Origin of the sequence: Psychromonas antarctica, from assembly GCF_022267535.1 — a bacterium.
Lineage (GTDB): Bacteria > Pseudomonadota > Gammaproteobacteria > Enterobacterales > Psychromonadaceae > Psychromonas > Psychromonas antarctica.
Map to the genome: position 1 here is coordinate 158,025 of NZ_JAHNZV010000001.1, position 25,496 is coordinate 183,520.

20 protein-coding genes, 1 tRNA gene and 1 other RNA gene are annotated in these 25,496 nt (G+C 40.8%); 13 read left to right on the forward strand and 9 right to left on the reverse strand.

Annotation, left to right across the window (positions count from 1 at the left end):
- Positions 1 to 84 precede the first annotated feature (84 nt).
- The 4 genes from flgJ (at position 85) to KSO91_RS00710 (ending at position 7,082) form a co-directional block, all read left to right on the forward strand.
- Positions 85 to 1,050, forward strand: coding sequence for a flagellar assembly peptidoglycan hydrolase FlgJ (gene flgJ, locus KSO91_RS00695; protein WP_238740310.1), 966 nt, complete (start codon positions 85 to 87; stop codon positions 1,048 to 1,050).
- Positions 1,043 to 3,163 (forward strand): flagellar hook-associated protein FlgK, encoded by a 2,121-nt coding sequence (gene flgK, locus KSO91_RS00700; RefSeq protein ID WP_238740312.1) that lies wholly within the window; start codon positions 1,043 to 1,045, stop codon positions 3,161 to 3,163. The genes flgJ and flgK overlap by 8 nt, the downstream gene beginning before the upstream one ends.
- Before the next feature lie 124 nt (positions 3,164 to 3,287).
- Positions 3,288 to 4,796, forward strand: a complete 1,509-nt coding sequence (flgL, locus tag KSO91_RS00705; RefSeq protein ID WP_238740314.1) for a flagellar hook-associated protein FlgL — start codon at positions 3,288 to 3,290, stop codon at positions 4,794 to 4,796.
- 276 nt (positions 4,797 to 5,072) lie between these two features.
- Entirely contained in the window at positions 5,073 to 7,082 is a 2,010-nt protein-coding gene (locus KSO91_RS00710) for a flagellin N-terminal helical domain-containing protein (RefSeq protein WP_275113861.1), read from the forward strand.
- A 150-nt stretch (positions 7,083 to 7,232) separates the two neighbouring features.
- Here KSO91_RS00710 and rrtA read toward each other — a convergent pair whose 3' ends face one another.
- Positions 7,233 to 7,808 carry a rhombosortase gene (rrtA, locus tag KSO91_RS00720; RefSeq protein WP_238740316.1) on the reverse strand — a complete coding sequence of 192 codons (576 nt, stop codon included), beginning with the start codon at positions 7,806 to 7,808 and terminating at the stop codon, positions 7,233 to 7,235.
- Between the two features lie 29 nt (positions 7,809 to 7,837).
- Here rrtA and KSO91_RS00725 point away from each other — a divergent pair, with 29 nt between their 5' ends.
- From KSO91_RS00725 to KSO91_RS00735, 3 genes are all read left to right on the forward strand, one after another.
- Positions 7,838 to 8,461, forward strand: coding sequence for a tRNA-uridine aminocarboxypropyltransferase (locus KSO91_RS00725; RefSeq protein WP_238740319.1), 624 nt, complete (start codon positions 7,838 to 7,840; stop codon positions 8,459 to 8,461).
- A gap of 2 nt (positions 8,462 to 8,463) precedes the next feature.
- Positions 8,464 to 8,883, forward strand: coding sequence for an alternative ribosome rescue aminoacyl-tRNA hydrolase ArfB (gene arfB / locus KSO91_RS00730; protein WP_238740321.1), 420 nt, complete (start codon positions 8,464 to 8,466; stop codon positions 8,881 to 8,883).
- Positions 8,884 to 9,366: 483 nt separating this feature from the next.
- Positions 9,367 to 9,693 carry a hypothetical protein gene (locus KSO91_RS00735; protein WP_238740323.1) on the forward strand — a complete coding sequence of 109 codons (327 nt, stop codon included), beginning with the start codon at positions 9,367 to 9,369 and terminating at the stop codon, positions 9,691 to 9,693.
- A gap of 90 nt (positions 9,694 to 9,783) precedes the next feature.
- On the opposite strand, the gene KSO91_RS00740 is transcribed toward KSO91_RS00735, so the two are convergent.
- Both KSO91_RS00740 and queC read right to left on the reverse strand, forming a co-directional pair.
- Positions 9,784 to 10,530 carry a ferredoxin--NADP reductase gene (locus KSO91_RS00740; protein WP_238740325.1) on the reverse strand — a complete coding sequence of 249 codons (747 nt, stop codon included), beginning with the start codon at positions 10,528 to 10,530 and terminating at the stop codon, positions 9,784 to 9,786.
- A gap of 225 nt (positions 10,531 to 10,755) precedes the next feature.
- Positions 10,756 to 11,418 (reverse strand): 7-cyano-7-deazaguanine synthase QueC, encoded by a 663-nt coding sequence (gene queC, locus KSO91_RS00745; RefSeq protein ID WP_238740327.1) that lies wholly within the window; start codon positions 11,416 to 11,418, stop codon positions 10,756 to 10,758.
- A gap of 67 nt (positions 11,419 to 11,485) precedes the next feature.
- On the opposite strand from queC, the gene queE reads away from it, so the two are divergent.
- Together queE and hrpA are read left to right on the forward strand one after the other, a co-directional pair.
- On the forward strand, positions 11,486 to 12,163 hold the full coding sequence (queE, locus tag KSO91_RS00750) for a 7-carboxy-7-deazaguanine synthase QueE (protein ID WP_238740329.1): 678 nt from the start codon (positions 11,486 to 11,488) through the stop codon (positions 12,161 to 12,163).
- A gap of 77 nt (positions 12,164 to 12,240) precedes the next feature.
- On the forward strand, positions 12,241 to 16,125 hold the full coding sequence (gene hrpA / locus KSO91_RS00755; protein WP_238740331.1) for an ATP-dependent RNA helicase HrpA: 3,885 nt from the start codon (positions 12,241 to 12,243) through the stop codon (positions 16,123 to 16,125).
- Between the two features lie 11 nt (positions 16,126 to 16,136).
- On the opposite strand, the gene KSO91_RS00760 is transcribed toward hrpA, so the two are convergent.
- Positions 16,137 to 17,768: a response regulator gene (locus KSO91_RS00760; protein WP_275113862.1), complete on the reverse strand. Its 1,632-nt coding sequence runs from the start codon at positions 17,766 to 17,768 to the stop codon at positions 16,137 to 16,139.
- 154 nt (positions 17,769 to 17,922) lie between these two features.
- Positions 17,923 to 18,006, reverse strand: a tRNA-Tyr gene (locus KSO91_RS00765).
- 129 nt (positions 18,007 to 18,135) lie between these two features.
- On the opposite strand from KSO91_RS00765, the gene KSO91_RS00770 reads away from it, so the two are divergent.
- Positions 18,136 to 18,666: a VC2046/SO_2500 family protein gene (locus KSO91_RS00770; protein ID WP_238740335.1), complete on the forward strand. Its 531-nt coding sequence runs from the start codon at positions 18,136 to 18,138 to the stop codon at positions 18,664 to 18,666.
- Between the two features lie 100 nt (positions 18,667 to 18,766).
- Here KSO91_RS00770 and KSO91_RS00775 read toward each other — a convergent pair whose 3' ends face one another.
- From KSO91_RS00775 to KSO91_RS00790, 4 genes are read right to left on the reverse strand one after another with little or no spacing between them, the layout of a single operon-like run.
- Complete coding sequence (locus KSO91_RS00775; RefSeq protein ID WP_238740337.1) at positions 18,767 to 19,342, reverse strand: BON domain-containing protein; 576 nt, start codon at positions 19,340 to 19,342, stop codon at positions 18,767 to 18,769.
- Between the two features lie 8 nt (positions 19,343 to 19,350).
- On the reverse strand, positions 19,351 to 19,938 hold the full coding sequence (locus KSO91_RS00780; protein WP_238740339.1) for a D-sedoheptulose-7-phosphate isomerase: 588 nt from the start codon (positions 19,936 to 19,938) through the stop codon (positions 19,351 to 19,353).
- A 14-nt stretch (positions 19,939 to 19,952) separates the two neighbouring features.
- Positions 19,953 to 20,321 carry a YraN family protein gene (locus KSO91_RS00785; RefSeq protein ID WP_238740341.1) on the reverse strand — a complete coding sequence of 123 codons (369 nt, stop codon included), beginning with the start codon at positions 20,319 to 20,321 and terminating at the stop codon, positions 19,953 to 19,955.
- On the reverse strand, positions 20,290 to 22,275 hold the full coding sequence (locus KSO91_RS00790) for a penicillin-binding protein activator (protein ID WP_238740343.1): 1,986 nt from the start codon (positions 22,273 to 22,275) through the stop codon (positions 20,290 to 20,292). Before KSO91_RS00790 ends, KSO91_RS00785 begins: the two co-directional genes overlap by 32 nt.
- A gap of 121 nt (positions 22,276 to 22,396) precedes the next feature.
- Here KSO91_RS00790 and rsmI point away from each other — a divergent pair, with 121 nt between their 5' ends.
- The 3 genes from rsmI (at position 22,397) to KSO91_RS00805 (ending at position 25,471) form a co-directional block, all read left to right on the forward strand.
- A complete protein-coding gene (rsmI, locus tag KSO91_RS00795) occupies positions 22,397 to 23,257 on the forward strand; it encodes a 16S rRNA (cytidine(1402)-2'-O)-methyltransferase (protein ID WP_238740345.1) in 861 nt (286 codons plus the stop codon).
- A 47-nt stretch (positions 23,258 to 23,304) separates the two neighbouring features.
- Positions 23,305 to 23,678, forward strand: an RNA gene (gene rnpB / locus KSO91_RS00800) — RNase P RNA component class A.
- A 95-nt stretch (positions 23,679 to 23,773) separates the two neighbouring features.
- A complete protein-coding gene (locus KSO91_RS00805) occupies positions 23,774 to 25,471 on the forward strand; it encodes a tyrosine-type recombinase/integrase (protein WP_238740347.1) in 1,698 nt (565 codons plus the stop codon).
- The last annotated feature ends 25 nt before the right edge of the window (positions 25,472 to 25,496 follow it).

Below are 25,496 nucleotides of genomic sequence, written 5' to 3' on the forward strand. Positions count from 1 at the left end.
AAGTAATATATTAATACGCGCTTATTGAAGTAATGGCACTGTTTTTGCTTTATTACTTGTAATAGATAATAAACGGGGCTGACAATGGCTAATCAGACAGTAACACAAGCAAGTAATTACTTTGATTTACAAGGTCTGGATCAGTTGCGTCAAAAAGCTCAAAGTAATGGTAAAGAATCGCTTCGTGAGGTGGCCAACCAATTTGAATCGATGTTCGCGACTATGTTGATTAAATCGATGCGCCAAGCCAATGAAGCTTTTGAAACTGACAGCCCGTTTAATAATAAACAAACTAAATTTTATACCGATATGCAAGATAAGCAGCTCGCACTAGACATCAGTCGCCATGGTTCATTAGGGCTGGCCGACGCATTGGTTAGGCAGCTTGACCCCAGCTCGATTGCGGCGCCCAAATCGGTGCCGATGGAAGAGTTAACGATGGCCAATAATAAACCACAATCGCTGTTCGATTTAGAAAAAGCGCTGCCCGCCATTACGTTAAATAAACCCGATAAAACGTCCGCAGTAATCCCGCTTGAAGTGCTCGATAAACAGCCTGAATTTACGGATAAAGAATCCTTTATCACAACCGTGTTGCCCTACGCCAAAAAAGTGGCGCAGTTGTTAGGGGTTTCACCAGCTGTATTAATCGCACAATCAGCTCTAGAAACCGGTTGGGGTAAAAAGATCATACAGACAGCAGATCAAAAAAGTAGTTTTAATCTTTTTAATATCAAAGCAAATAATAGCTGGCAGGGCGATAGAGTTGCAAAAGATAGCTTGGAAGTGGAAGAGGGCGTTGGGGTTAAGCGTCGTTCTAATTTTAGAAGTTATAACAGTCTAGCGCAAAGCTTTGACGATTACCGTGATTTTATCACATCTAACAAACGTTATGAGAGTGCCCTGCAACAAGGCACCGATGACGATCGTTATATTGAAGAATTACAGCAGGCAGGTTATGCAACGGATCCTCAATACGCAGATAAAATTAAAGCAATTATGCAGCACGCAGAATTTAAAGCCGTGTTAGCGGGAGATTTCAATGGCTGATCTATTTCAAATTGGTTTGTCGGGCATCTATTCATCACAAGCGAGCCTGGCAACGACCGGACATAATATTGCCAATGTCAATACTGCTGGTTATTCTCGGCAAACAGTTGAAGTAGCAACGGCTGGCGCAGACCGCTATGGTAGTTATTTTATTGGACGCGGTGCCGTTGTATCAGGTATTGAACGCGCGTACGATAAATTCGCTTTCACTGAAAATATTATGAACACGTCACAGTATGCTTACGCCAAAGAAACCTACGCGCAATCAAGCCAGTTGGATATGTTACTTTCAGATGAAAGTACGGCAGCAACTAAGCCGGTACTGGCTGTCTTTGAAGCTATCAATGGTGTTTCCGACCACCCTAATATGCTTGAGTCACGACAAGTATTTCTGCAATCATCGGCAAATATGGTTAATCAGTATAATCGCCTTTATGACAGCCTTGATATTCAATATAACGGTATTAATAACGATATTAGTAACACGGCACAAACCATCACCACGCTTGCAGATAATCTGAGTAATATTAATAAACAAATTTCCTCTATTTTAGGCAGTGGCGGCCAAAATAATGCCAATGATTTAATGGATCAACGTGATCAGGCGATCACTAAGCTCAGTGAATTAGTAAATGTGTCTGTGGTACCTGCTGATAACGGTATGGTCAATATTTACATTGGTAGCGGTCAGTCATTAGTGATGGGCGGGGAGTCATTAAATGTTGTTGCAGTTAATGGTGATCCAGATCCTTCTCGTAAAGAGATGGCAATCAATGTCAACGGCATGATTGTTAAAATGGATGCGAGTCGATTAGGCGGTAAAGTAGCCGCTATGTTTGACACTCGTAATAATGATATCGAACGTGCATTTAATCAGCTTGGGCAAAATATTATCGGTATAACGCATTCGATTAATGAACTGCAAAAAGAAGGGCAAACCCTCGAGGGAAAAATTGGCGAAGATCTATTTAATGATATTAATTCTGACGCAACGATGAAAGGACGTGTGTTGGCTCATAACGACGGGCTGGGCAGTGCACAGCTAAGTTTACGTGTTGATGATCTTAGCCAGCTGAAACCTGATGAGTATAAATTAGTTGTCAAGAGCTACACGCCAACTGTACCAGGGCCTGCTGGTACGTTAGAGTTTACTGTGACTAATACAACAACAGGTGTGACACAAGATTTGGATCCGATTGATTTAAATAAAAGTAAACGTGTTGATATCCCTAATTCAGGATTGAGCTTGGGGATAGATGCCATTATTGCTAGCGATCCACTACTCGCAGGTAAAGAGTTTACCTTGCGGCCTACGCGATTAGCGGCACAGCAGGTTAGTTTACAACATCAAGATCCGGCTAAAATTGCCGCTGCCGATGCGGAAATAAAAACGGTTGCGAGTGAGAGCAATAAAGGTGACGCAGTATTACGTACAAACGCGATAAATAAGCCACTTGATAAGTTATATATGGATGCCGATAATCCGTTGCAGATTGTTATTACCGGGGTTGTTGATGGTGGTGATATTACTTTTGATATTGTAGACAAAAATGGCAATCCGGTTACTTTACCCGCTCCCCCTGACTCAACCAATAATTATACACCAGCAAAACTACCTGGTGACCTATTAACCGGTTTAACCGTCACGCCGGATCTTTTAACTGGAAAAGTGACTTTTGATCTGGCGGGTATTGAAGTTGAAATGATCAGTGGATCACTCCAAGGTGCACTTCCTGGTCCGCCTGCATATCAAGGAGACACCTTTACGCTGAATTATAATGAAACGGGTGACGGTGATAACCGTAACATGATGAAAATAGCTGACTTACAGAGTCAGAAAATTATGAATAATAGCAAAGCAACTTTCCAGGACGTATACAGCGGCATGTTATCTGAAATTGGTGCAAAAACAGCCAATGCAGATGTCTCCATGCAGTCGACCCTTATTTTACAGACACAATCCTATGAACGGATCCAAAGCAGTAGCGGTGTTAATATGGATGAAGAAGCTGCAAATTTACTGCAATTCCAACAACATTACAGTGCGGCTGCGCGTGTGATATCAATCGCTAATGAGCTTTTCGATACTATCCTGCAAGCATCTAGAGCGTAATGAAAAAGTGCACTATAGGCAACTGAGTTAGTGCGCTCCCTCTTTTTTTTTTATTGGGCATGATTTTTGCATTAATCCCTTTAGTTGAGTTAATAGACTCATTAAAAGAAAAAGAGAGGTCGCTATGCGCATTTCCACCCAAGTTTTTTATCAGCGTAATACAGAAAGTGTGATGTCCCAACAAACAAAATTGAGTCAGCAAAATATTCATTTGTCTACTCAAAAACGGGTAATCCATGGATCTGATGACGCGGTTGCTATTTCAACCATTCAGCGATTAAAACAGGATCTTTCTGTTGGGGCGCAATATATTAAGAATGGTGAAATGGCAGAAACAGCCAACGCATTGGAAGAAACCTCTCTTTCTCAGGTAACAAATATATTACAACGTACCCGTGAGTTGCTGGTGACTTCGGGTAATGATACTTACAATGCTGAAAACCGTGAAGCGATTGCTAAAGAATTAGAAGGACTACGTGAAGAACTAATGGGCGTTGCGAATACCAAAGACGGTAATAGCCAGTATATTTTTGCTGGTTATGAGGTCGATACCAAGCCTTTTCAACAAAATGAGTTTGGCTCTATTGATTACTACGGTGACGGTGGTGATCGATCCTATAAAGTTGGCGCGGGTGTTTTAGTACAGGGCAATGATTCGGGGAATGCGATCTTCACTGATATTGCCGAAGGTAACGGCACATTTGTTTCTGAGGGCAACATTAACAACACGGGATCCGGTGTCATCAATGAAGCATCTGTAGTTGATAGTAAAAAGGCGAATGGTTTTTTAAGCGAAGATTATACCGTTTCTGTCACGACACCTGCAGCTGGTGCCGCTCCTGAATACTCAGTGTATGGTTTGAAAGAGACCTCGGTGACTGGCAATGCTAATGTTAAAATTTCAAAAATTGATTTAAACGATGCCAATATTACCAATGTTAATCCGTTAAATACTTATCCAGAAAGCAATAGTGAGGTCAGTATTGACTTTGTGGAAACAGCCACGGCGGGCGAGTTTTTTATTCAAATTAATGGTCAATCCTCATCACCCACTACTTATGATGCAAATAATACGCAAATGCAAGAAATCACTATCGATGGCATTTCGGTTGAAATTGATGGCATACCGAGTGATGGTGATCAATATGGCTTAAGTAAATACATTGAGCCAACCTTATATACAGAAGGGCAATCAATTGAATTCAATGGCATCAGAACGGAACTGAAAGGTAAGCTTGATGATTTAGATAACTTCACCTTGCGTCAAAGTGGTAAAAAGGATGTTTTTGCCACGATGCAAGACACTATCGATACCTTACGCATGCAAGGGGAGGATGATGTTTCCAAAGCGCAGCGTGAAATGCGTCTGGATATGGCCCGTCATCAAATTGACAATGCAATGACCAATGTATCCGGTATTAGGACATCAGTCGGTGCGCGTATGCGTACCATAGACAATCAGAATGAATCGACACAAGATTTTAATCTTACCAGTCAAAAAACCTTATCAAATATGGAAGATCTGGATATGGCATCGGCAATCAGCGAGTTTAAAATGCAAATGAGTTTATTAGAAGTGACCCAGCAAACTTTTGTACAGATGCAAAACTTAAGTCTGTTTAAATTACTCTAGCAAGATTATTTTCTCCCCATTTAAAGTGACAAAAAAGAGGCAATTTATTGCCTCTTTTTTTTTACCTAATTTTTTTTGACGAAAAAAAACACCTTACTGCTCCTGTGAATAACCGCATTATGATTTCAACTTGCTGATATTTAATGGATTATATTAATTTTTGAAAGTTGGCATGTAAATCGCATTATAAACGTTGAGAGTAAAAATTGACGGCAAAATAAACAGTCATTGCCGATTTTTCCCACTAAAGGGATAAAAGGAACAAAGGAGCAAATTATGCCACAAATGATAAATACCAATATAATGTCGCTAAATGCACAGCGTCAATTAAATAAAAGTCAGCTCACGTCAAATGAAGCGATGGAACGCCTATCCAGCGGCTTGCGTATCAACAGTGCAAAAGATGATGCAGCCGGTCTGGCGATAGCTACTGGTATGGAATCACAAATTCGTGGTATCAACCAAGCGGTACGTAACTCTAATGATGGTATCTCGATGGCGCAAACTGCAGAGGGTGCGATGGACGAGATGACCAATATACTGCAGCGTATGCGTGAACTTTCTATTCAAGCATCCAATGATACTAATTCATCGTCAAACAGAGCGTCAATCCAAAAAGAGGTTGACCAACTTTATGAAGAATTAGACCGAATTGCCAATGTTACCCAGTTTAATGGTGTGAATTTATTAGATGGCAGTGGCGGCAGCACCACCCTGCAAATCGGCGCCAATTCAGGTGAAACGCTGAGTTTTTCTATTGATGCGGTCACTACAACCGACCTTAACCTAAATGCTGTTTCTGGCTTAGGTGACTTAAATGGTGGTCGTGTTGCAGGCGCAGTTGCAGGAACTGCGGCTGCCATCCCTGCTGGTACCGTGGCAATAAATGGTGTGGATATTGACGTGGTCGCAGCAACGGCTGGTGCAATTGCCAGTGCAGATGTTATAGCCACTGCCATTAATGATCAACAAGGTTTAACTGGGGTGACTGCCTCAGCTTATAATATTGTGGAAGGTGCTGCGGGAATTGATGGTACGACAGACGGTAACTTGCAAATTGCAGTCGACGGCGGAACTGCAGTCACTATTGGGGCAACGGCCAGTGCACAAGATCTTGTTGATACCATTAACCGCGATGTCGGTGGCGTAACCGCATCACTCAATAGCAAAGGTGGCCTAGTCTTAAGCAATGATACGGGCAAATCAATTCAAATTGCAGCTGGTGGTGCACAAGTTGGTTTGGTTAATGATACTTATCAAGGATATGTTTCCTTAACCAGTGCCGATGGTTCTCCTGCTGAAGTGGGCTTAGGCTCTACCTCGGGTGCAACGGCGGCAGATGTGCAAAATATGGGGTTTAATATATCCACAGGCTCAGATGTGATTAAAGGTGGCAGTGTTGATTCTAACGCGATTGATGCAAATGACGGCATTGTGATCAACGGCATTGAATTAGGTGCGGTAACCGGCACATCAGCTGCCGATAAAGCCTTTGCGATTAATGAAATATCAGACCAATCTGGTGTAAAAGCATCGGCAACAACCATAGTTGAATATTCAGTCAATATTGCTAATATGGCATCTGAAAGCACTGCTAATTTTACCATCAATGGCGCCGCAGTCGATATGACAGCTGGTAACGCTGCATTATCAGCGCCCGCGGCAAGCCTTGATGATGTTGTTGCCGCCATTAATGGCTCTGGTATTCAGGGGGTGGTTGCCTCGGCAAACACAGAAACAGGTAAGTTAGTGTTAACTTCTCAATCAGGTAATGATGTAACGGTTAAAACAGGTGGAACTGCTGCATTTAATGTTGACACTTCTGCAGGGGTTACAACCCGTGGTGAAATCACCTTAACGGGTGAGAATGGTGCCGATGTGGTTATTACCAGCACTGCGAGCTTGCAATCTGATCAAGCAGCTGCCTTTGCAAAACTCGGCCTCACCGATATGGGTGGTAACAGTGGCGCAGTCGGTAAAGGGCTCAGTGTTAATACCGCCGCCAATGCCAGTAACTCGATTGACCGTATCGATGATGCACTGGACAAAATATCAGATTCACGTGCCAATCTCGGTGCAATTCAAAACCGTTTGGGCTCTACGATTTCTAACTTAGAAAACGTTTCACAAAACTTATCGGGCGCTAAATCACGTATTTATGATGCCGATTTTGCCGCAGAAACATCGAAAATGAGTAAAGCGCAAATCTTACAACAAGCGGGTACCTCTATGCTTGCACAAGCTAACGCAAGTACGCAAAACGTCTTATCTTTACTACAGGGTTAGTAAAGTATTAGATAACGGTTCGCTTTTAAAGCGTGACTGTTGCAGGTAAAATGGGTGAAAGTTTCTTTGGTTTTTACTCTCATTTTCACCGATGGATCACCCATTTAAAGACAGCTTAGGCTGTCTTTTTCATTTTAATCGTTTTTAAACTCATAGACTAAAGTGCTGTTTTTTTAGTTGCATTTTTGCGATATAAAAAACCACCCCGGCGAGCGCGCCATATAAGTGTGCATTTACCAATACCGGTGCGCCAATCAAATCAATGGTACTTTGTGCTGCGCCATAAATTTGTTCATGTATGATTTTTACCATAAAACCGCCCCCGAGTAGATATCCCCAGCGATCCTTATTGCGGATATCTGCTGCAATGCCATAACTAAATAAGCCGTGTAATACGCCTGAGAGGCCTACATACCAGATTGTTTGCGGTTGCAATAAAAACAGCGCCACACCAATGAATAGGCTATTAAAGACAATAATAGGCCAAATTCTAATTCCTTTAAAAGTGTCAATAAACAACCCTAAGGTAATGATGAGTCCGGCAATATTGACCGCTAAATGATTAAAATTGGTGTGGCAGAAAGTGGCACTTATTAGCCGCCAAAGTTCAAATTGTCTGATACCTGTGTGATAATAGCCAAGTAATTGACTCGCTTGTGGTTGCAATAGGTAAATCACCAGTGTTATGAATATTATCACAGCGGTTTCGACAGTAAGAGAACGCATATATTTCCTTTTGGGATAAGGTCTGCTTTATGGGAAAAAGAGTGGTTTGTCAGCGCTGCCTAAAAGCACAAGCTGCTTGCATCTGTGCAACGATTAAATCGATTGATAATCAACACTTTTTGCATATATTGCAAGATCCCAGTGAAGAAAAAAAAGCGATCGGCACGGCGCGTATTCTCGGTTTATCATTAACTGCGGCAAAAATAACCGTCGGGGAGTTGTTTGAGGCCTCGTTATTTGATCTCAATAATAGTTATCTATTGTATCCCGATGAATCGGCCATGCCGGTCGATAGTCTCTTGGCTTCTGGGAAAATCAATCAAAAGAGCCAGTTTATCTTACTCGATGGTAGCTGGAAAAAAGCTTACAAGTTACTAATGATAAACCCTTTTCTGCAAGCATTGCCGAAGATATCCATTAATATAAATAAGAAAAGCGACTATCGTATTCGTAAATCACCACGCGTCGATGGATTATCAAGCGTTGAAGCGGGTTATTATCTGCTTTCACAATTAGAAAATAACAGTGAAAAATTCAAACCTTTACTAAATAGTTTTTCACATATGATTAATTATCAAATAGCGAGTATGCCAGCTGAAATTTATGAGCATCATTACCTCGCTAAAGAAAATTTAGATAAACAAAAGGATTAAATGTGGCATTAACCATTTCAAGCGGTGTCGAGATTGCCGATTGGCAAATCGAACTCAGTGCAATTCGTGCGCAGGGGGCTGGTGGACAGAACGTCAATAAAGTGTCGAGTGCGATTCACCTGCGTTTTGATGTCAATGCATCAACACTGCCTCCCTTTTATAAAGAGCGCTTGCTAAAAACAGCGGATAGCCGTATCACCAGCGACGGGGTCATTATTATTAAGGCACAAAATCACCGCACTCAGGAAAAAAATCGTGAAGATGCACTGGCGCGTTTAAAAGCGTTAATACTCTCTGCCGTGGTGGTACAAAAAGCGCGCCGTGATACTAAACCAACCAAAGGCTCGCAACGTCGCCGTATGGATCAAAAAACGCAGCATGGACAGACCAAAAATATGCGCAGTAAAAAGATCGATTATTAGTTGAGTCGTTTGTTTGTTCAGCGGGAGGGGGTTCGAAAATTCCTCATGCTGCGTCTTATCCAGGTCTTCGATCTTGAGTCTTGGGTATCATCAGGATATAGCTTGCCCTTTCTATAAAGTTGCATCTGTGTGCAACTCCCACTGAAAAATATCATCCCCCCAAAAAACACCCATTTTTTATTGCGTAGCGATACAAAAACGCAGTGCTTATTAATTGCTCTAAATATGTTTGAATTACAAACAGCGTTGATGGTAGTGATGATTTAAATGCCATTAACTGCCTCAAAAAGAATATTCTAATGGATTTTATGATCTCGGCTCATATAAAATTCAGAAAATAAATAAGCTTACAAAGCGTTATTAAGTTAACTGTTTCTTATCCCCCCCTTTTTCTAACAAAAAAGTTCATAGGAGCGGTTATTCACTTTTGCGTTATAGCAATTTTAGTCATTAGATGATTTGCTATTAGAATCGGTTGTAAAAATGAAAAGTTATATCTATAGAGAAGTAAAATTAAGCCTGCAACATTCTGAAAATTTTACCGAGGAAGGTCTTATTCGTGCGAAGAAAATGGCAATTAGTATGTTGGATAAAGGGATCTCCCCTAATTCAATGCACTTGATATTTTGTCGTGAAGGTTTTATTTGTCCCGGCTCAATAGCTGATAAACTGATTTTAGAGTCTAGAAAAATATCGACAGGTGAGGGGAAGTTTTGGGTTTCGAAGAAAAAAAGTGCTAATAAACATGGCCTGACTATTCTGTTAATGAGCTTTTTTATTCTTGCTTGTTTTTCTGCTTTTAAAATTTAGCTAATGAAGCGCGTATAGCGGACAGGCTCAAGCTGTCCCGCTGATGGTCTTTTAATTCGATGTTTTCTTTGCATTTTTTCAAGGAATATTTTACCAATAACGCTCCATAGAAATATTCCCAGGTGAACGGCGCAGATGTTTTCGTAGCCCCATTGCTGTTAAAACATTAACCGAGCTTTGGATCATATCCGGGTTACCACATAACATCACTTGGCTGTCTTGCGCGTTTAAACTTTGTTTAACTTGGGCCTGAATTACCCCCGATGCTAGTAGCTCAGGAATCCGTCCTCTCAGTCCCCCCGGTGAATTTTCGCGGCTCACCACCGGCACAAAATTAAATTGGTTACCCTTATCCTTCATGCAATTATTAATCAGTGGTAAATAGGCTAAATCATGCTCATATCGCACGCCATAAACGAGGGTGATATGTTGGTATTTCTGCCATACCAGCGGGTCCGCTAAGATGGATATAAATGGGCCGACTCCAGTACCGGTAGCAAGCAACCAAAGATTGTTACTGGCAGGAACTTCATCGAGGGTTAAAAAACCAGTGGCAGGGGCCATCACTTTAATATTATCACCGTGGTTTAGCTGATGTAATTGAGTAGAAAGAAGACCTTCTTGTACCGGTACGGCGATTATTTCTAAATGATTAGCCAGTGGGGGATTCACCAGCGAATAAGGCCGCGATATAATTTGCCCATTTTGCTCTATACCGACTTTAGTAAATTGCCCAGCTTTAAAATCGGGAAAATCTGCACACTCAAAAGACAGGCTGAATAAGTGATCATTCCAATCGGTGCGCTTCACTATTTTTGCGTTTAACCATTTCGCCATGGGTATTACTCCATATAGATAAAATTAAAATAGATTGTTAATTGAACTGTTATAAGGCTATCACTTATTTAGATAAAGTAATATGTCTGCTGAATTGCTAGCCTTATAAATAAAGGTAGGGTGGGGCGACTTTTTTTCTTATATTCCTCATTTCTTTTCATCGACTTTAAGAAGCGATAACTATTTAAATAATTAGCGCTTCATAAAGTCGATGAAAATTAAAAATCAATCTTCGTAAGGAATAGGGTCAACGACACCATTTTCCGCAAAGGCTTCCAAGCGTTCAACACATGAACCACATTCACCACAGGCTTTTTCACGGCCGTTGTAACAGGTCCAAGTTTGGCTGTAATCCAGCCCCATTCTAATGCCATCTTTTAGAATACCGATTTTATTTGTGTGTAAATAAGGTGAAACGATTTCGGTTTTTTCATAATTCGCCACAGCAGCGACTGCGTTGAGTTTTTCAACGAAAATAGGGCGACAATCGGGGTAAATCTCGTGATCACCGGAATGGGCACCGTAATACACTTTTTCAGCTTTGATTGAAACTGCATAACCAATCGCTAAGGATAATAAAATCATATTACGGTTAGGCACCATAGTCGATTTCATATTCTCGTTATGGTAATGACCTAGTGCTACTTCAATTGAATTATCGGTTAACGAGGAGCCGCCAATTAATTGATTAATAGCAGAAATATCAATGACCTTATGATTAACACCGAGTGATTTGCAAACGCTGCGTGCGACGTCTATCTCTTTGATATGACGCTGTCCATAATCAAATGTTAATGCATAAGGTATTAAACCTTCTTCTAAGGCTTTATGCAGAACTGTGTAAGAGTCCATTCCACCTGAATATATAACAACGACTTTTTTACTCATAATACTTGTGTTTCCTACTCTATTCACTTATAAACCGAAGTCCATTACCAAAGAGTATAATACGCCAATGCAACAAAACTATAAAGTAAATGAGCTGTTTCAGACTATTCAAGGAGAAGGATTTTATACGGGCGTACCCGCCATTTTTATCCGTCTGCAAGGCTGTGATGTAGGTTGTGCTTGGTGTGATACTAAAAATACGTGGACTATTGATCCTGATAAACAGAGTCCGTTGCGTGCGCTTTCAGATCATAGCGATCAATCCAGCCACTGGGCAGAGGTTAGCGCCGCTGAGATTGTAGATGAAATTAAACGTTTGCGTTATAGCGCGAATCTGGTAGTTATCACTGGCGGTGAGCCGTGTATGGTCGATCTGCGCGAACTGACTTCTCTGTTGCACTCTCTTGGATTTCAAACTCAAATTGAAACCAGCGGAACCTATCCTGTTTTAGTGGATGATAAAAGCTGGGTAACGCTGTCGCCTAAAGTTGAAATGCGTGGCGGCAAAGTGATTTTACAAAGCGCACTTGAACGCGCCAACGAGATCAAGCATCCGGTTGCAAGAGAAAAAGACATTGAACAATTAGATGCATTGTTGGCGCAGCTAAACTCACTGGAAAATAAAACTATCTGTCTGCAGCCTATCTCACAAAAGGCCTATGCAACGCAACTGTGCAGTCGCGTGTGTATTGAGCGCAATTGGCGTTTATCTGTACAGCTACATAAATATTTAGGTATTGATTGATTTTAATATGAACTGCTTCTGTCTTTTTGGGGTTTGCCTTGTTAGGATCGTTTTTTTGATTTTTGCAGGTATCGCTTTTGTCCATTTCCGCTTCTACTCTAAAAAAACATCTTGCTCATGTTTTATATAAAGACCAATTCCGTTTAGCGCGCCGTATTGATGGCGCACTAAAGCAAAGTACGCCCGAAAAGGTAGATCTGAGCTTAACTAAAATTGCCTGCGATATTCAAGCTTCTGCCGATTTACGTAAACGCCGTTTGGATAACTTACCGGAAATCAGTTATCCCGATCTACCGGTCAGTCAGAAAAAAGATGAAATAGCGGAAGCGATTCGCGATAACCAAGTGGTTATTATTGCCGGTGAAACAGGATCCGGCAAAACCACGCAGATCCCTAAAATTTGTTTAGAGTTAGGTCGTGGTGTCAGTGGGCTGATCGGTCATACACAACCAAGGCGGTTAGCGGCGCGCACCGTTGCGACAAGGATTGCCGAAGAGTTAAATTCAGAGCTCGGCGAAACAGTTGGCTATCGGGTCCGTTTTACGGATAAAGTCAGCGAACAGTCTTATATTAAGCTTATGACCGATGGTATTTTATTAGCAGAAATTCAAAACGATCGTTTTTTAAGTCAGTACGATACCATTATTATTGATGAAGCCCATGAACGTAGCCTCAATATCGATTTCTTATTAGGTTACCTTAAACAATTATTGCCACGTCGTCCTGACTTAAAAGTCATTATTACCTCGGCTACTATCGATCCGGAACGTTTTGCTACCCATTTTTGCGATCGTCATGGGAAAAAAGCGCCCATTATTGAAGTCTCCGGACGTACTTTTCCCGTTGAAACGCTGTATCGTCCATTGGAAGAATACGCGGGCGGTGATCAAATAGAAGGGATATTTAATGCGGTCGATGAACTGCAGCGCTTAGGTCGAGGCGATATTCTTATCTTTATGAATGGCGAACGGGAAATTCGCGATACTGCAGAAGCGCTCAATCGACGTAACTTGCGAGATACGGAAGTGTTACCTCTGTTTGCGCGTTTAAGTGTTGCAGAACAAAATCGTATTTTTCAGTCGCATCGTGGCTTGCGTATTGTCTTAGCGACCAATGTGGCGGAAACCTCACTGACTATCCCGGGTATTAAATATGTAATTGATACGGGGACGGTGCGTATAAGCCGCTACAGTTTCCGTACCAAAGTGCAACGCTTACCGATTGAGCCTATCTCTCAAGCCAGTGCCAATCAGCGCATGGGACGTTGTGGTCGTGTCAGTGACGGGGTGTGTATCCGCTTATATGATCAAGATGATCTACAATCTCGCCCTGAGTTTACTGATCCTGAGATCCTGCGTACTAATTTATCTTCGGTTATCCTGCAGATGTTATCACTCGGATTGGGCGAGTTAAATAAATTCCCCTTTGTGCAGCCGCCTGAAGATCGTAATATTAAAGATGGTTTGTTGTTGTTAGAAGAATTAGGTGCGGTTAACCTCAATGCTAAAAGTACTCGTCAAAAACTCACGCCATTAGGCAAACAATTGGCGAAATTGCCCGTTGATCCGCGTTTGGCCTGCATGATTTTAGCGGCTAGTCAGTTTGGCTGTGTGCATGAAGTGATGGTTATCTGCGCGGCATTAAGTATTCAGGACCCACGTGAACGTCCGCTTGATAAGCAGCAAGCTTCTGATGAAAAACATCGTCGATTTTTAGATAAAAACTCTGACTTTATAAGCTATCTTAATCTTTGGAATTATCTTAAAGAGCAGCGTAATGATCTCTCCAGTAGCCACTTTAGAAAAATGTGCCAAAAAGATTTTTTGGCCTATATGCGTGTGCGTGAATGGCAAGATATTTACGCTCAGATTAAACAGGTTACCGATGAATTAGGCCTTAAAATCAATCACCAGGCTTCTGAGTTTGATGCTATTCATCAAGCCTTGTTAGCAGGGCTGTTATCGCATATTGGTTGTAAAGATAAAGAAGAGTATTTAGGGGCGCGTAATAGTAAGTTCTTTATATTCCCAGGATCGGGTTTATTTAAAAAACAGCCTAAATGGACCATGGTTGCTGAGCTCGTGGAAACCTCTAAACTGTTTGGCCGTGTTGCCGCGCGTATTCAACCGGAATGGGTGGAAGCACAGGCGCAGCATCTTATTAAACGCAGTTATAGCGAGCCACATTGGCAGAAAAAAACGGCTGTGGTTGGTGCTTTTGAGAATCAGACTTTGTATGGCCTGCCTGTCGTTGTCAAACGTAATGTCACCTATACGCATATTGATCCGCCATTATGTCGCGAGCTGTTCATTCGCCATGCGCTAGTGGAAGGGGAATTTATAACTCGTCATCAGTTCTTTAAAGATAATCAGGCATTATTAAATGATATTGAAGAATTGGAACATAAATCCCGTCGTCGCGATATTTTAGTCGACGATGAAACCCTCTTTTATTTTTACGATCAACTGATCCCAGAAAATGTAGCAAGTGGTCAGCAGTTTGATAGCTGGTGGAATAAGCAGCGCAAAATACAGCCCGATCTACTCAATTATCGACGCTCAGATTTAATGAGTCATGACGCAGATGTAGTAACAGCAATGGCTCATCCCGATTTTTGGCAGCAGGGGCCGTTTAAGCTTAAACTTAGTTATGCCTTTGAACCCGGTAGCAAACAAGATGGAGTGACCGTAGACTTGCCACTGGCGCTGCTTAATCAGATACAAGGCAGTGGATTCGACTGGCAGATACCTGCGTTGCGTGAGGAGTTATTAATTGCCTTGATTAAAACCCTGCCTAAACCAGTGCGTCGTAATTTTGTCCCTGCTCCCAATTATGCAGAGGCCGCTTTAGCTGCCATGGATCCATTAAAAACATCTTTACTAGCGGCATTTGAAAAACAGTTATTAAGAATGACAGGGGTGAGAGTCCCCGAAGATGCATGGGATATTGACGCCTTGCCGACGCACTTGAAAATGAAATTTAATGTTATTGATGAGCAAGGAAAAAGTATCGCGCTGGGTACGGATCTGAATCTGTTACAGCTGCAGTTAAAAGGCGAAGTAAAGCAGACGTTGGCTAAAGTCTCTAAACAGGGCATTGAAAAAAGCGATCTTGTGGAGTGGGATTTTGGTCATTTACCGCGCGCGTTTAGTAAAAACCATGGCGGTTATGAAGTCAAAGCATTCCCTGCCTTAGTTGATAAAAGCAAAAGTGTGGCTATTGAACTGTTTGATACGCAGGAGAAAGCGGCACGTATTAATCAAGCGGGTTTGCGCCGTTTACTGCTCTTAAATGTACCTTCGCCGATTAAATATCTGCAGCAGAGTCTGCCCAACAAAGCCAAATTAGGGCTCTATTTTAATCCCTTTGGGCAAATTAAAGAGCTCATCGACGATTGTATCGCCTGTGCTGTTGACGCTATTTTAGACGGCCAACCTAGTGCACAAAATGATATTGAATTTGAGCAACAAAAAGACAAAGTACGTGCCAATCTGGCTGAGCGAACCTTAATCATTACACAATTGGTTGAAGAGGTGTTAACCCTTGCTCACTCTGTCAATAAGTTGCTTAAGGGCAAGGTGGATCTCTCTTTATTGCTAGCGCATGGCGATATCAAATCGCAGCTAAACCGTTTGATCTTTCCTGGTTTTGCTTGCCAAGTCGGGGAGTCTAAATTACCTGATCTCAAACGTTATCTCGCAGCGTTAGAAAAACGCTTAGAAAAGTTACCTGTCAATCCAACTCAAGATCGAGTGCATACCCTTGCCCTTAATGAACTGGAAAGTCGTTATGCAGCATTATGTAATACAATGATGAGTAATGAAAAAGAGAATGCTCAGCTCGCTGAAGTTTATTGGATGATGGAAGAGTTACGGGTGTCATTATTTGCACAGCAACTCGGTACCGCTTATCCGATTTCAGAAAAGCGCATTAAACTTAAGTTGGCTGAACTGAAAGGGTAGTGTGTTCATGTTCAATATTTGAACTCATTGAATTCATTCTTAAGTTTATTATAACGTTCAGTATGCCCTTTTGGTAAGTGGGTATTACTGAGCAGATTAAAACTGTCTTGGCAGTTTGTTAATAACACGCTTTTTTGGTCATTTTTGGCTTGTTTTAATAATTCAATATAAACCTGAATACGGTTAAGTAATGCCCCTGAATTGAGCGCTTCGAGTTTTAATGCTTGATTAAAATGGTTAAGCGCATGCTCATATTCTTTTTGTGCAAAGGCTTCAATGCCGGATTGATTATGCGCTTTAAAACGTTCTATACGTATTGTTAACTTTTCTCCGGTGCATTTTTTAATGGATGCTTGCATGCTGGGATTAATAATCTCACGCTGCTTTAACTCATCCAAATAGGGCGTTGCATAATCAAATTCACCAATATCTAGTAATGAAAAAATGCTCTCGCACAAAAGTGTGTTATCAAGTTCTGCAATAGGAATTTCACTATTTTCTAAGGTGCTGAAAATTTTTCGTTTTGCTTTTAACGGTTCATCCATAGCCATCGCTATTTTTGCTTGGCAAATTTCATCAAAACGGTTGAAGTCAAAATGCTTATTTCGACCTTCTTCAAAGCGGCTTTGATATAGCGCTGAGTTCACTTTTTTCAAGATTGTTTTCCGCTCACTTATATCTTCTTGATTCTGTGCATGATCAAGAATGCTGTGGATATAATTGGCGAGATGGCTGGGGTCAGGATAAAAGGAATGTCGGCTAAGCTGTAAAATAGCGGCATAGCTACTGACCATTATTTGATGCTCATCCATCTCATTGGCCAGTAACGCAACCTCTTGATGGCGTTCAATACTATGGTGAGTCATATTGGCTGCATGAGTAAGCATATTTAAGGCCTTACTCAATTTACCACTGCGTTGATAAGCGCGAGCTAGCCATTGGTAGGCCTCCATCTGCAAGGGCGTATTATCAATCACTGTTTTTAAAAGCTTAATCGCCTCGGAGTAGTTTTCTTGTAAGTAGTGGGTTTTAGCTAAACTGATGCTTGCTCTTACTAATGGACGTTTTTTAACCAGTGCCGTTAATATTTTCTGTGCCGCTTGGTATTGCTCAGTTTGGATAAATATATCTGCTAATAAATTTTTACATAAACCACTATATTTAGGCTCTGTGATTATTCTATCTTGGCATAAAGTGATTGCATGAGAATAGGATTTTTGTTGCAGGGCATCAAAAATATCGGCGAATACGTTTTTCTTTTGATCCGCTCTACTGAGGCGATTAAAAAGTTGAGTTTGTGAAAAAGGCTTCATTAAATAGTCATCTGGCGATGTTTCAATGGCCGTTAGCACCATACTTTTTTGATTGTCACCGGTGATAATAAAACACAAGGAACTGTTTGAAATAAGCTCATTCCTGCGCAGGTAATCAATGAGCTGAACCCCATTTTTACCTGAGCCTAGATTGTAATCAATAAGGTAAATATCGAATGCTTTGTGCTGCGCAAGTCGGATAGCACTTTCTGCGCTATCTGCAAAACTGATGTTTTTAGCCCCCTGATTAGTGAGCATGGTTTTTAACATTATATGAAATGCTTTTTGGTCATCAACAATTAAGATTTTTTTATTCTTGTAGCTAAACATAGTTAATTTCAGAACTCTAATATAAGCATCTTATTTGAGAGTGTAGATGAAGCGGCTAAGGAATAAAATAATAAACTGATGATAATATCTGAGATATGAGAGTTGCTGCTATTTAGATAGCAAGAACAATATATAAATAAATAAGTTGATGAAATGGTGGAGGGAGGTGGATTCGAACCACCGAAGCTTACGCGGCAGATTTACAATCTGCTCCCTTTGGCCACTCGGGAACCCCTCCTTCATTTCGCGGAGAATAGTATCAGATTTTTCTCCCTTGTGAAGCGAAAAAAAGAAAAAAGATTAAATAAAATCAATTTGTTGCCGATAACTTTGGTTATGTACACTAAATGGCGAAAATCGTATAAATATGAAACAGATTGAAAATGGATTATTAATTAACGAGTGGCAATTAGGGCAGCAGTTAAATACCGCTGTGCATAATGGCGCGCGTGATAAATTTAATCTGTTGCTTAGTTTGTTATCTGAAGATGCACGTGATTTTGCACAATTTAGTCTGCCAGAGCAAAGTCAGTCGCAATTACAACAAGCGCAGTTACGTGCCTCGTTATTTTTAGCGGATCCACAGCCTTTGGTTAATGCAGGAATATCGGCACAGCAAGCGGCCAGTTTAAATCATGATTTGCAACATCAAGATTTTACCAGTATTCGTTTGAAACAGCTCTTATCTAATGAGGCGTTATTATCGCGCAATGAAGCTGGCGATATAGCGAGTGAAATAATTGATAACTTATCCTTTTTATCTCAACATCGCTTGACGGCAGAGCCGCTAAAGGATGCACCGCAACCTGATATTGCAGAAGGGGTAGGGGCCGATATGATGGCATTGTATAGCAGCTTAGATTTAGATAATAAGCCGCTTAAAGTTAACTATATGTAGACGTATATTTAACCCCCAAAGGTCTCTCTTTTGGGGAAACTACACGCCTCCTATTTTTTGCTGAGAGCGAGAGATTTACTCTCCCTCTCGCAGAGGTTATTTATTTAATCAATTGAAAAACACGGTTGACTTGCTTTACCCCGTCTACTTTACGGGTGATATTGGTGGCATTATTGGCCATCTCTTCGCTGACTATCCCAATTAAAAATACTTCGGCATTTTCAGTGATCACTTTGATCTTCAATGAATTCACTTCTTCATGTCCGGTTAATTGACTTTTTACTTTGGTGGTTATCCAACTGTCCTTGCTCTGCTGGGAAAAGCCGATTGGCTTGGCGATGCGTAACTGGTTATACACCCCTTTCGCTTGTTTAAGAGTCTTTAACTGCTGTTCAACTTGATCTTTCGTTTGCTGATCGGTTACTTGACCAACGACTAGCAAATAACCACTATTACTGATTAAGTTGATGCGAATGTTTTCATTGCGGATATTGAGTTCGTTGATTTTATCTAACGCTGCTGTTGATAACGCACTGTCATCTAATTGCTGAGAAAGTGTTCGCTCATCACTAGTGACCGCGACAGCGGTACCGGCAACAACAATTAAACCGCCAGCACAACCTTGCAGTAGTGAAAAAACAGAGATAAAAAATAGTGTAACTGTAAATTTTTTCATAAATTCGCTTAATGTTGAGGGAAAAGTTGTTGATCAATGAGATCGCTTAAGCAGTTAATCACCAGTAAATGGATCTCTTCAATACGAGATCCTTTATCACTCGGTGCACGTATTTCTATATCATCAGAGCCCAATAGTCCAGCTAATTCACCACCATCAACACCGTTTAGTGCGATAATTTGAATCGATTTACTCAGTGCTGTTTCCACCGCTTTAATCATATTACGGCTGTTACCACCATGGCTTATCACCATCAGTACATCACCACTTTGTGCAAGGGCTGAAATTTGTTTGGCATAAATTTCATCAAAGTTGCTATCACTTGCAATCGCAGAGAGCAGGGCCGAATCGGCTGTGATTGCAATTGCAGGAAGCGAAGGGCGCTCTTTTTCATACTTATTAAGAAGATGAGAAGAAAAGATTTGTGCCAGCGCTGCCGCGCCACCATTACCACAGACGAGAATCTTATTACCTCGAATTAAGGTGTTTGAGAGTGCAATAGCTGCGCTTTCAATGACTTCTGGCAAGGCTTCTGCAGCAACTATTTTTGTTTGAATACTTTCTGCAAAATGAGCTTGAATTTTAGCGTTTATCATTATGTATCTTCATCTTATTCTAGAAAAGCGTTTTGAATCCATTCTGGGATTGTAGACTGCTGATCAATGGCAATTGCGTCAAAACGACAATAGGGTTCACTTTCAAATTGGGTTAAATAGTGTTTTGCTGTTTTTATTATTTTACCTTGTTTACGTTTTGTGATGGAGGCCAATGCGCCACCAAATTCACTATTCTTTCGATAGCGTACTTCAATAAAAACCAGCGTTTCTTGATCTAACATAATCAAGTCAATTTCACCAAAACGGCAATAATAGTTCTGGCAAACTAAAGATAAACCCTGCCCTTGTAAATAAGCAAGGGCTTGTTTCTCAGATTTTACCCCTTGAGATTTACTGGGCTGGAATAGGCGAGGCAACTTCAACACGTTTCCCTTGCTGATATTTTGCCCAGCTTAGCTTAGCTTGAATTGTATTGCTCGAATCTAAACTCAGTTGACCCACTAAACCTTGGTAGGTGTAATTGTCATTATTTTGCAACTGCATTAACTGCTCAATTAGTTGGTAACTATCAAAGCCAAGGGCAAATAGCCGTAATATTGGTAACGGCTGTTTGCCCCACGCCTGTTCAACTTCTTTAAAGGTTTTATCGTCAGGCGCTAATAAAAAGGGGCTATCAGAGAAAGTCAGGTTAGCAAGCTCCTCATTTTGTCTGCCATTGAGATCTAAAAGGTGACTGCGTGAGCTGGCATAAAGCGGCATAGCGGAAGCAAAGGGACTAATTGACACATCAATAAACGGTTTGAGTAGGATCAGTTCATCACGCTTGCTGACGATATAGATAGCATCAATATCCCGACGACTACGCACCTCCGATTCTAACGGAAGATAAGTGATAGCTTTCATTTGTGCAATTCGATTTTTACTTTTATCGGTTTGTAGTAACTGCTCAATAAACTGCGGTAGTTGTGCTTTGTTATTGAAAAAATACGCCTCGGCTTGTATTTCGCTGGCGCTGTTTAATGCGCTCCACTGCTGTTTAAACGCATCCGCTATGCGTTCTCCATACGCAGAGTTTTCTGCTATCACTAACGGTTTTTTATGCTGTTGTGAGGCGATCAGTTGTGCGGCTTGTTTCGCTTCTTCTTCGGGTGAAAGTGGAAACGCATAATGCCATGGTATTTTGCTGCTGAGCGTGATTTCTTCTGTTGGCTGTTCGATGAAGCTATTAAGAGCTAAAACAGGTATATCTTCAACTAAAGGTAAAAACAGATCAATTTCATTTTTGAGTAATGGACCAATCACAAAATCGATATTTTGTGCTTTAAATTGCGCTACTATCTGCTCTACACTTTGTGTTTGCGTATCATAAAAATGTAATTTTGGTAGTGGACGGTTAAGTGCCTCGTCGTTTGCTATTTGACTTGCTTGGCGCTGTGTGTAAAAAGCATGTAATAACCCGTACTGAATGGCTTCTCCTTGCTGTTCAAAGCGGCCTGAAAGTGGTAGCAAAATGGCTATGTTTTCCGGTTGATAAGGACTTAATTCCGGAATATTAGTTAATTGCGTTGGCATAAAGGCTAACACGGGGTGCGTTGGGTAACGCTTTTCCCAGTCTGCTAACGCACGAATTAATTGATTTGAACGTAACTGGTAACGTTTGTATAAGCTAGCCAGTTCATACCAGCCCTCTTTAAAGGAATCACTTTCGATAGCTATTTCTGTTGTCGGTAGCGTATCTGTAAGTTCGTCGTCTGGCGCTGTTAGTTGCTCGGCAAGATCCGATGCGATTTGATACTGATTTAAAACATCAATAGGTAGTAGTGCTAGTTGTGTTAATAGAAGATCGTTATATTGTTGTATTTCTTCTTTATTTAATAGCGGTGTTAATATAAGTAAGTTCTCTGATGCCCCTAAATGATCCTCATTCGCTACCTGTAACTGCGCTTGCAGTTTTAGCGAGTAGATAAAGCCAAGTTTAGAAAGCTGTTTTTTATCGAGTTTATTCAGTACTTGCTGCATCTCTTTTAGTTTGTTTTGTGCATATAAATTGTCTGCAATTAACAAATTTAACGATGCCTGTTCAGCCGGAGAAAGCTTTTCTGCTTGTAGATACTCGATAATAGAATTTGCTAAGGTAAATTTCTTTTCTGCAATCAAGGCCTGTACTGCAATAAATTGCCATGCCGAATTACTTTTGCTCCCTTCTAGCTCATCTTTTTTCAGATAAAATGCCGAGTCATTACTTAATTTAGAAAAAAGCTTGGGTGGAATATCATTAGGTGACGTTGGGCTGAGACTACAAGCCGATAAAATAGCTAAGGTTAATAGCATTATTAAGTAATGAGAAAATCGTTTTGTAGCGGTAAAAACGTTCAAAATATTATCCTTTAATGCGCAAGTAAATTTTCGAAGTAGGTATCAAGATAGCCTTAGTGTAATATTGCCGCATCAGTTAAACAATCTTATTCACTTATCTATTCTTTTATTAGGGCGACAAATGTCTGAAAATGACCAAGTTTCATCTCAACTTCCCGCAAAACTTTATATTGTTGCTACGCCAATCGGAAATTTCAGTGATATTACCTACCGCGCTATCGAAACCTTGCAGCAGGTTGATCTCGTTGCAGCTGAAGATACTCGTCACAGCGGTAAGTTATTAAGTCACTATCAAATAAAAAAACCATTATTCCCGCTGCATGATCATAATGAACGTGAGCGAGGGAAAGTACTAATCGATAAAATAAAAGCAGGACTCTCTGTGGCATTAATTTCCGATGCGGGTACCCCTTTAATTAGTGATCCTGGTTATCATTTAGTGAACGAATGCCGTGAGGCCGGGGTTGATATCGTACCTATCCCAGGGCCTTCGGCTGTTATTACTGCATTAAGTGCTGCAGGTCTGCCTACTGACCGATTTTCATTTGAAGGCTTTTTGCCCGCTAAAGAAAAAGGCAAGCAGGATAAATTAAAGGCCTTGATTGAAGAGACACGTACGATGATTTTTTATGAATCACCGCGCCGTATTCAAGATACCATCAAACAAGTGATTGCGATCTTAGGAGCCGAACGAAAGCTCGTTATTGCACGCGAGCTAACTAAAACCTTTGAGTCATTTTATTCATTACCTGCTGAAGAGATGTTGGTGTTTTTAAATCAAGACAGCAACCATTGCCGTGGTGAATTTGTCTTGATGGTCGCTGGGGCGCAAAAAGATGAAGATAGCATCCCACAAGTGGCGTTAAATACCTTGGCACTATTAAAAGAGCAGCTACCACTTAAAAAAGCCGCTGCACTAACCGCACAAATACATGATCGACAAAAAAATGAGCTCTACAAATGGGGCTTAGAGAATTTGTAACTGATTAGGCTTGTATTTGTAACGAACCATCCCGTATAATCCGCCACGGAGTTGGCTAGATCGTCGCCGCTTTTATCTTTCGGGATAAGAGGGGAGGAAAGTCCGGGCTTCAACAGGGCAGGGTGCCAGGTAACGCCTGGGTAGCGCGAGCTAACGACAAGTGCAGCAGAGAGGAAACCGCCTAAGTCTATTATAATGTTTCATTGTAGTAGAACGGTAAGGGTGAAAGGGTGCGGTAAGAGCGCACCGGCTAGCGGGTAATCGTTAGTGCAAGGTAAACTCCACCCGAAGCAAGACCAAATAGGCTTCCTGAGGTATGGCCCATACTGGAAGCGGGTAGGTTGCTTGAGCCTGTGAGCGATTGCAGGCCTAGACGAATGACGATTCACGACAGAACCCGGCTTATCGGCTAACTCTTTATAATTTCCTTCCCCTTGTTTTTCAAGGGGTTAGGGATTTGTGACCTCAGCGTTAACTTTGTTGTGTTGTAACTTTCACACAAGGTTGCACACAAATATGTACACTTCAAAAGTAAAACACACAATTATAAAAGGTAATGTTTATTATCTTAACTTCCGCGTCGGCTCTCATACAAATGTCAGAATTAGTTTAGGGATTGACAGTAGAATACAGGCACGATTAATTATTGCTCACATCACACCTATTTTATTTAATCTGAAATCACTAGGTCAATTTATGTATACGCCACCCTTGCAAGAAAAAATTAATGCTCTTGTTGCAGTGCTGACTATGAAAATAAAAGAGCATGCACAAATATTGCTATATCCAACAAGCCCACGAACTATGGATGCCAAAAGTGATTATAAATCCACACTCGATTGGATTGCTGAAGATATAGCAGAAGATGAAGGGGGTAGTGTTGGTGATGTTGAATTAGAAATGCCCGAGATGTTTAGTGAAACAGAACAAGAGCATAGTGCATCTGTCCTATCAGGTGGTACTGGTTTTTATGAGATAGACAAACACCTGTCGATGATTGGTATTGAAGAATATGACCCTTTTTATTCTAATGCTAAAAGGGCTTTGGAATATGTATATCACCATGCTAGAAAGGCGTATAAAGAGATTGGGGTGTTTGAGTATGAAGAGGCTGAAACTACACTTAGTAGGTTACAACAATATTCTGATAAGTTAAACGAAAGTAACCCCTGTACAAATCAAAATATGATACCTGTAAAGAAAGAAGAGCCTGTAAATGTAAACCTTTTATCTGAGTGGATTGATAGGTTTATTGAAATGAAAAGATCTCACAAAGAGAATCCTTGGTCTGGAAAAGTAGAGAAAAATAATACACGACTTTTTGAGGCTCTTGTCGCTGTAATAGAGGACATACCTGTTACAGATATTAACGGGCGTATACTTGATGAAGCTTTTACAGTGTTGAGGGATATGCCAGTAGGCAACAAAAAACCTTATAATAATATGTCTATATGTGAGAGGGTAGAAATTGCACGCGATGGAGAAACAGAGGCGGATAATATTATTAAGCCTAAGACGCTACGAGAGTATAAAAAACTATTGCAAAGTCTATTTAAATTTATAATGTTTAAGAGGGTTGTTGTAACGTCACCTACTGAAAATATGTTCTTTGAAATTGGAAAATCTGCGAAAAGAGGGGCTTTCTCTGATGACCAACGTGATGAAATGATTAAATATTGTTTATCGCAACCTGAGACAGAAGCTTATAAAAAGTGGGGGGTGTTGTTAATGGCTTATACGGGTATGAGAAATACGGAAGTAATGCAACTTAGCAAAAGTTGTATAAAAAAGAGTAAAGGTATTCACTATATAATGGTTGATAATAAAGGCAATAGAGCATTGAAAACTGAATCTGCTATTAGGCAAGTCCCTTTGCATGCTGACCTCATGAGTTTTGGGTTCTTGGAATATGTAAAAGGTTGTAAAGAGCGGTTATTCCCTGATACAACAAGTAAGAGTCTAACAAGATTTTATCAAATCATTAAACGAGACTTAGGTTTTGAAGATACTAATGAGTATGGTAGTGATATTGTTTTGTACAGTTTAAGGCATTGGTTTAATACGCATTTAAGATCTCACAGCATTGATATTGCTATTATCCAACAACTTATGGTGAGCTTACGGCAGCGTAGCTCAACTTCCATTTTTTGTTCTGATTTAATACGGGTAACTCATCCATCAGGACTTAATTATGTCAAATCCAGAGCAACTTAGTAGCGTTATTACTGCATTTGAGCAG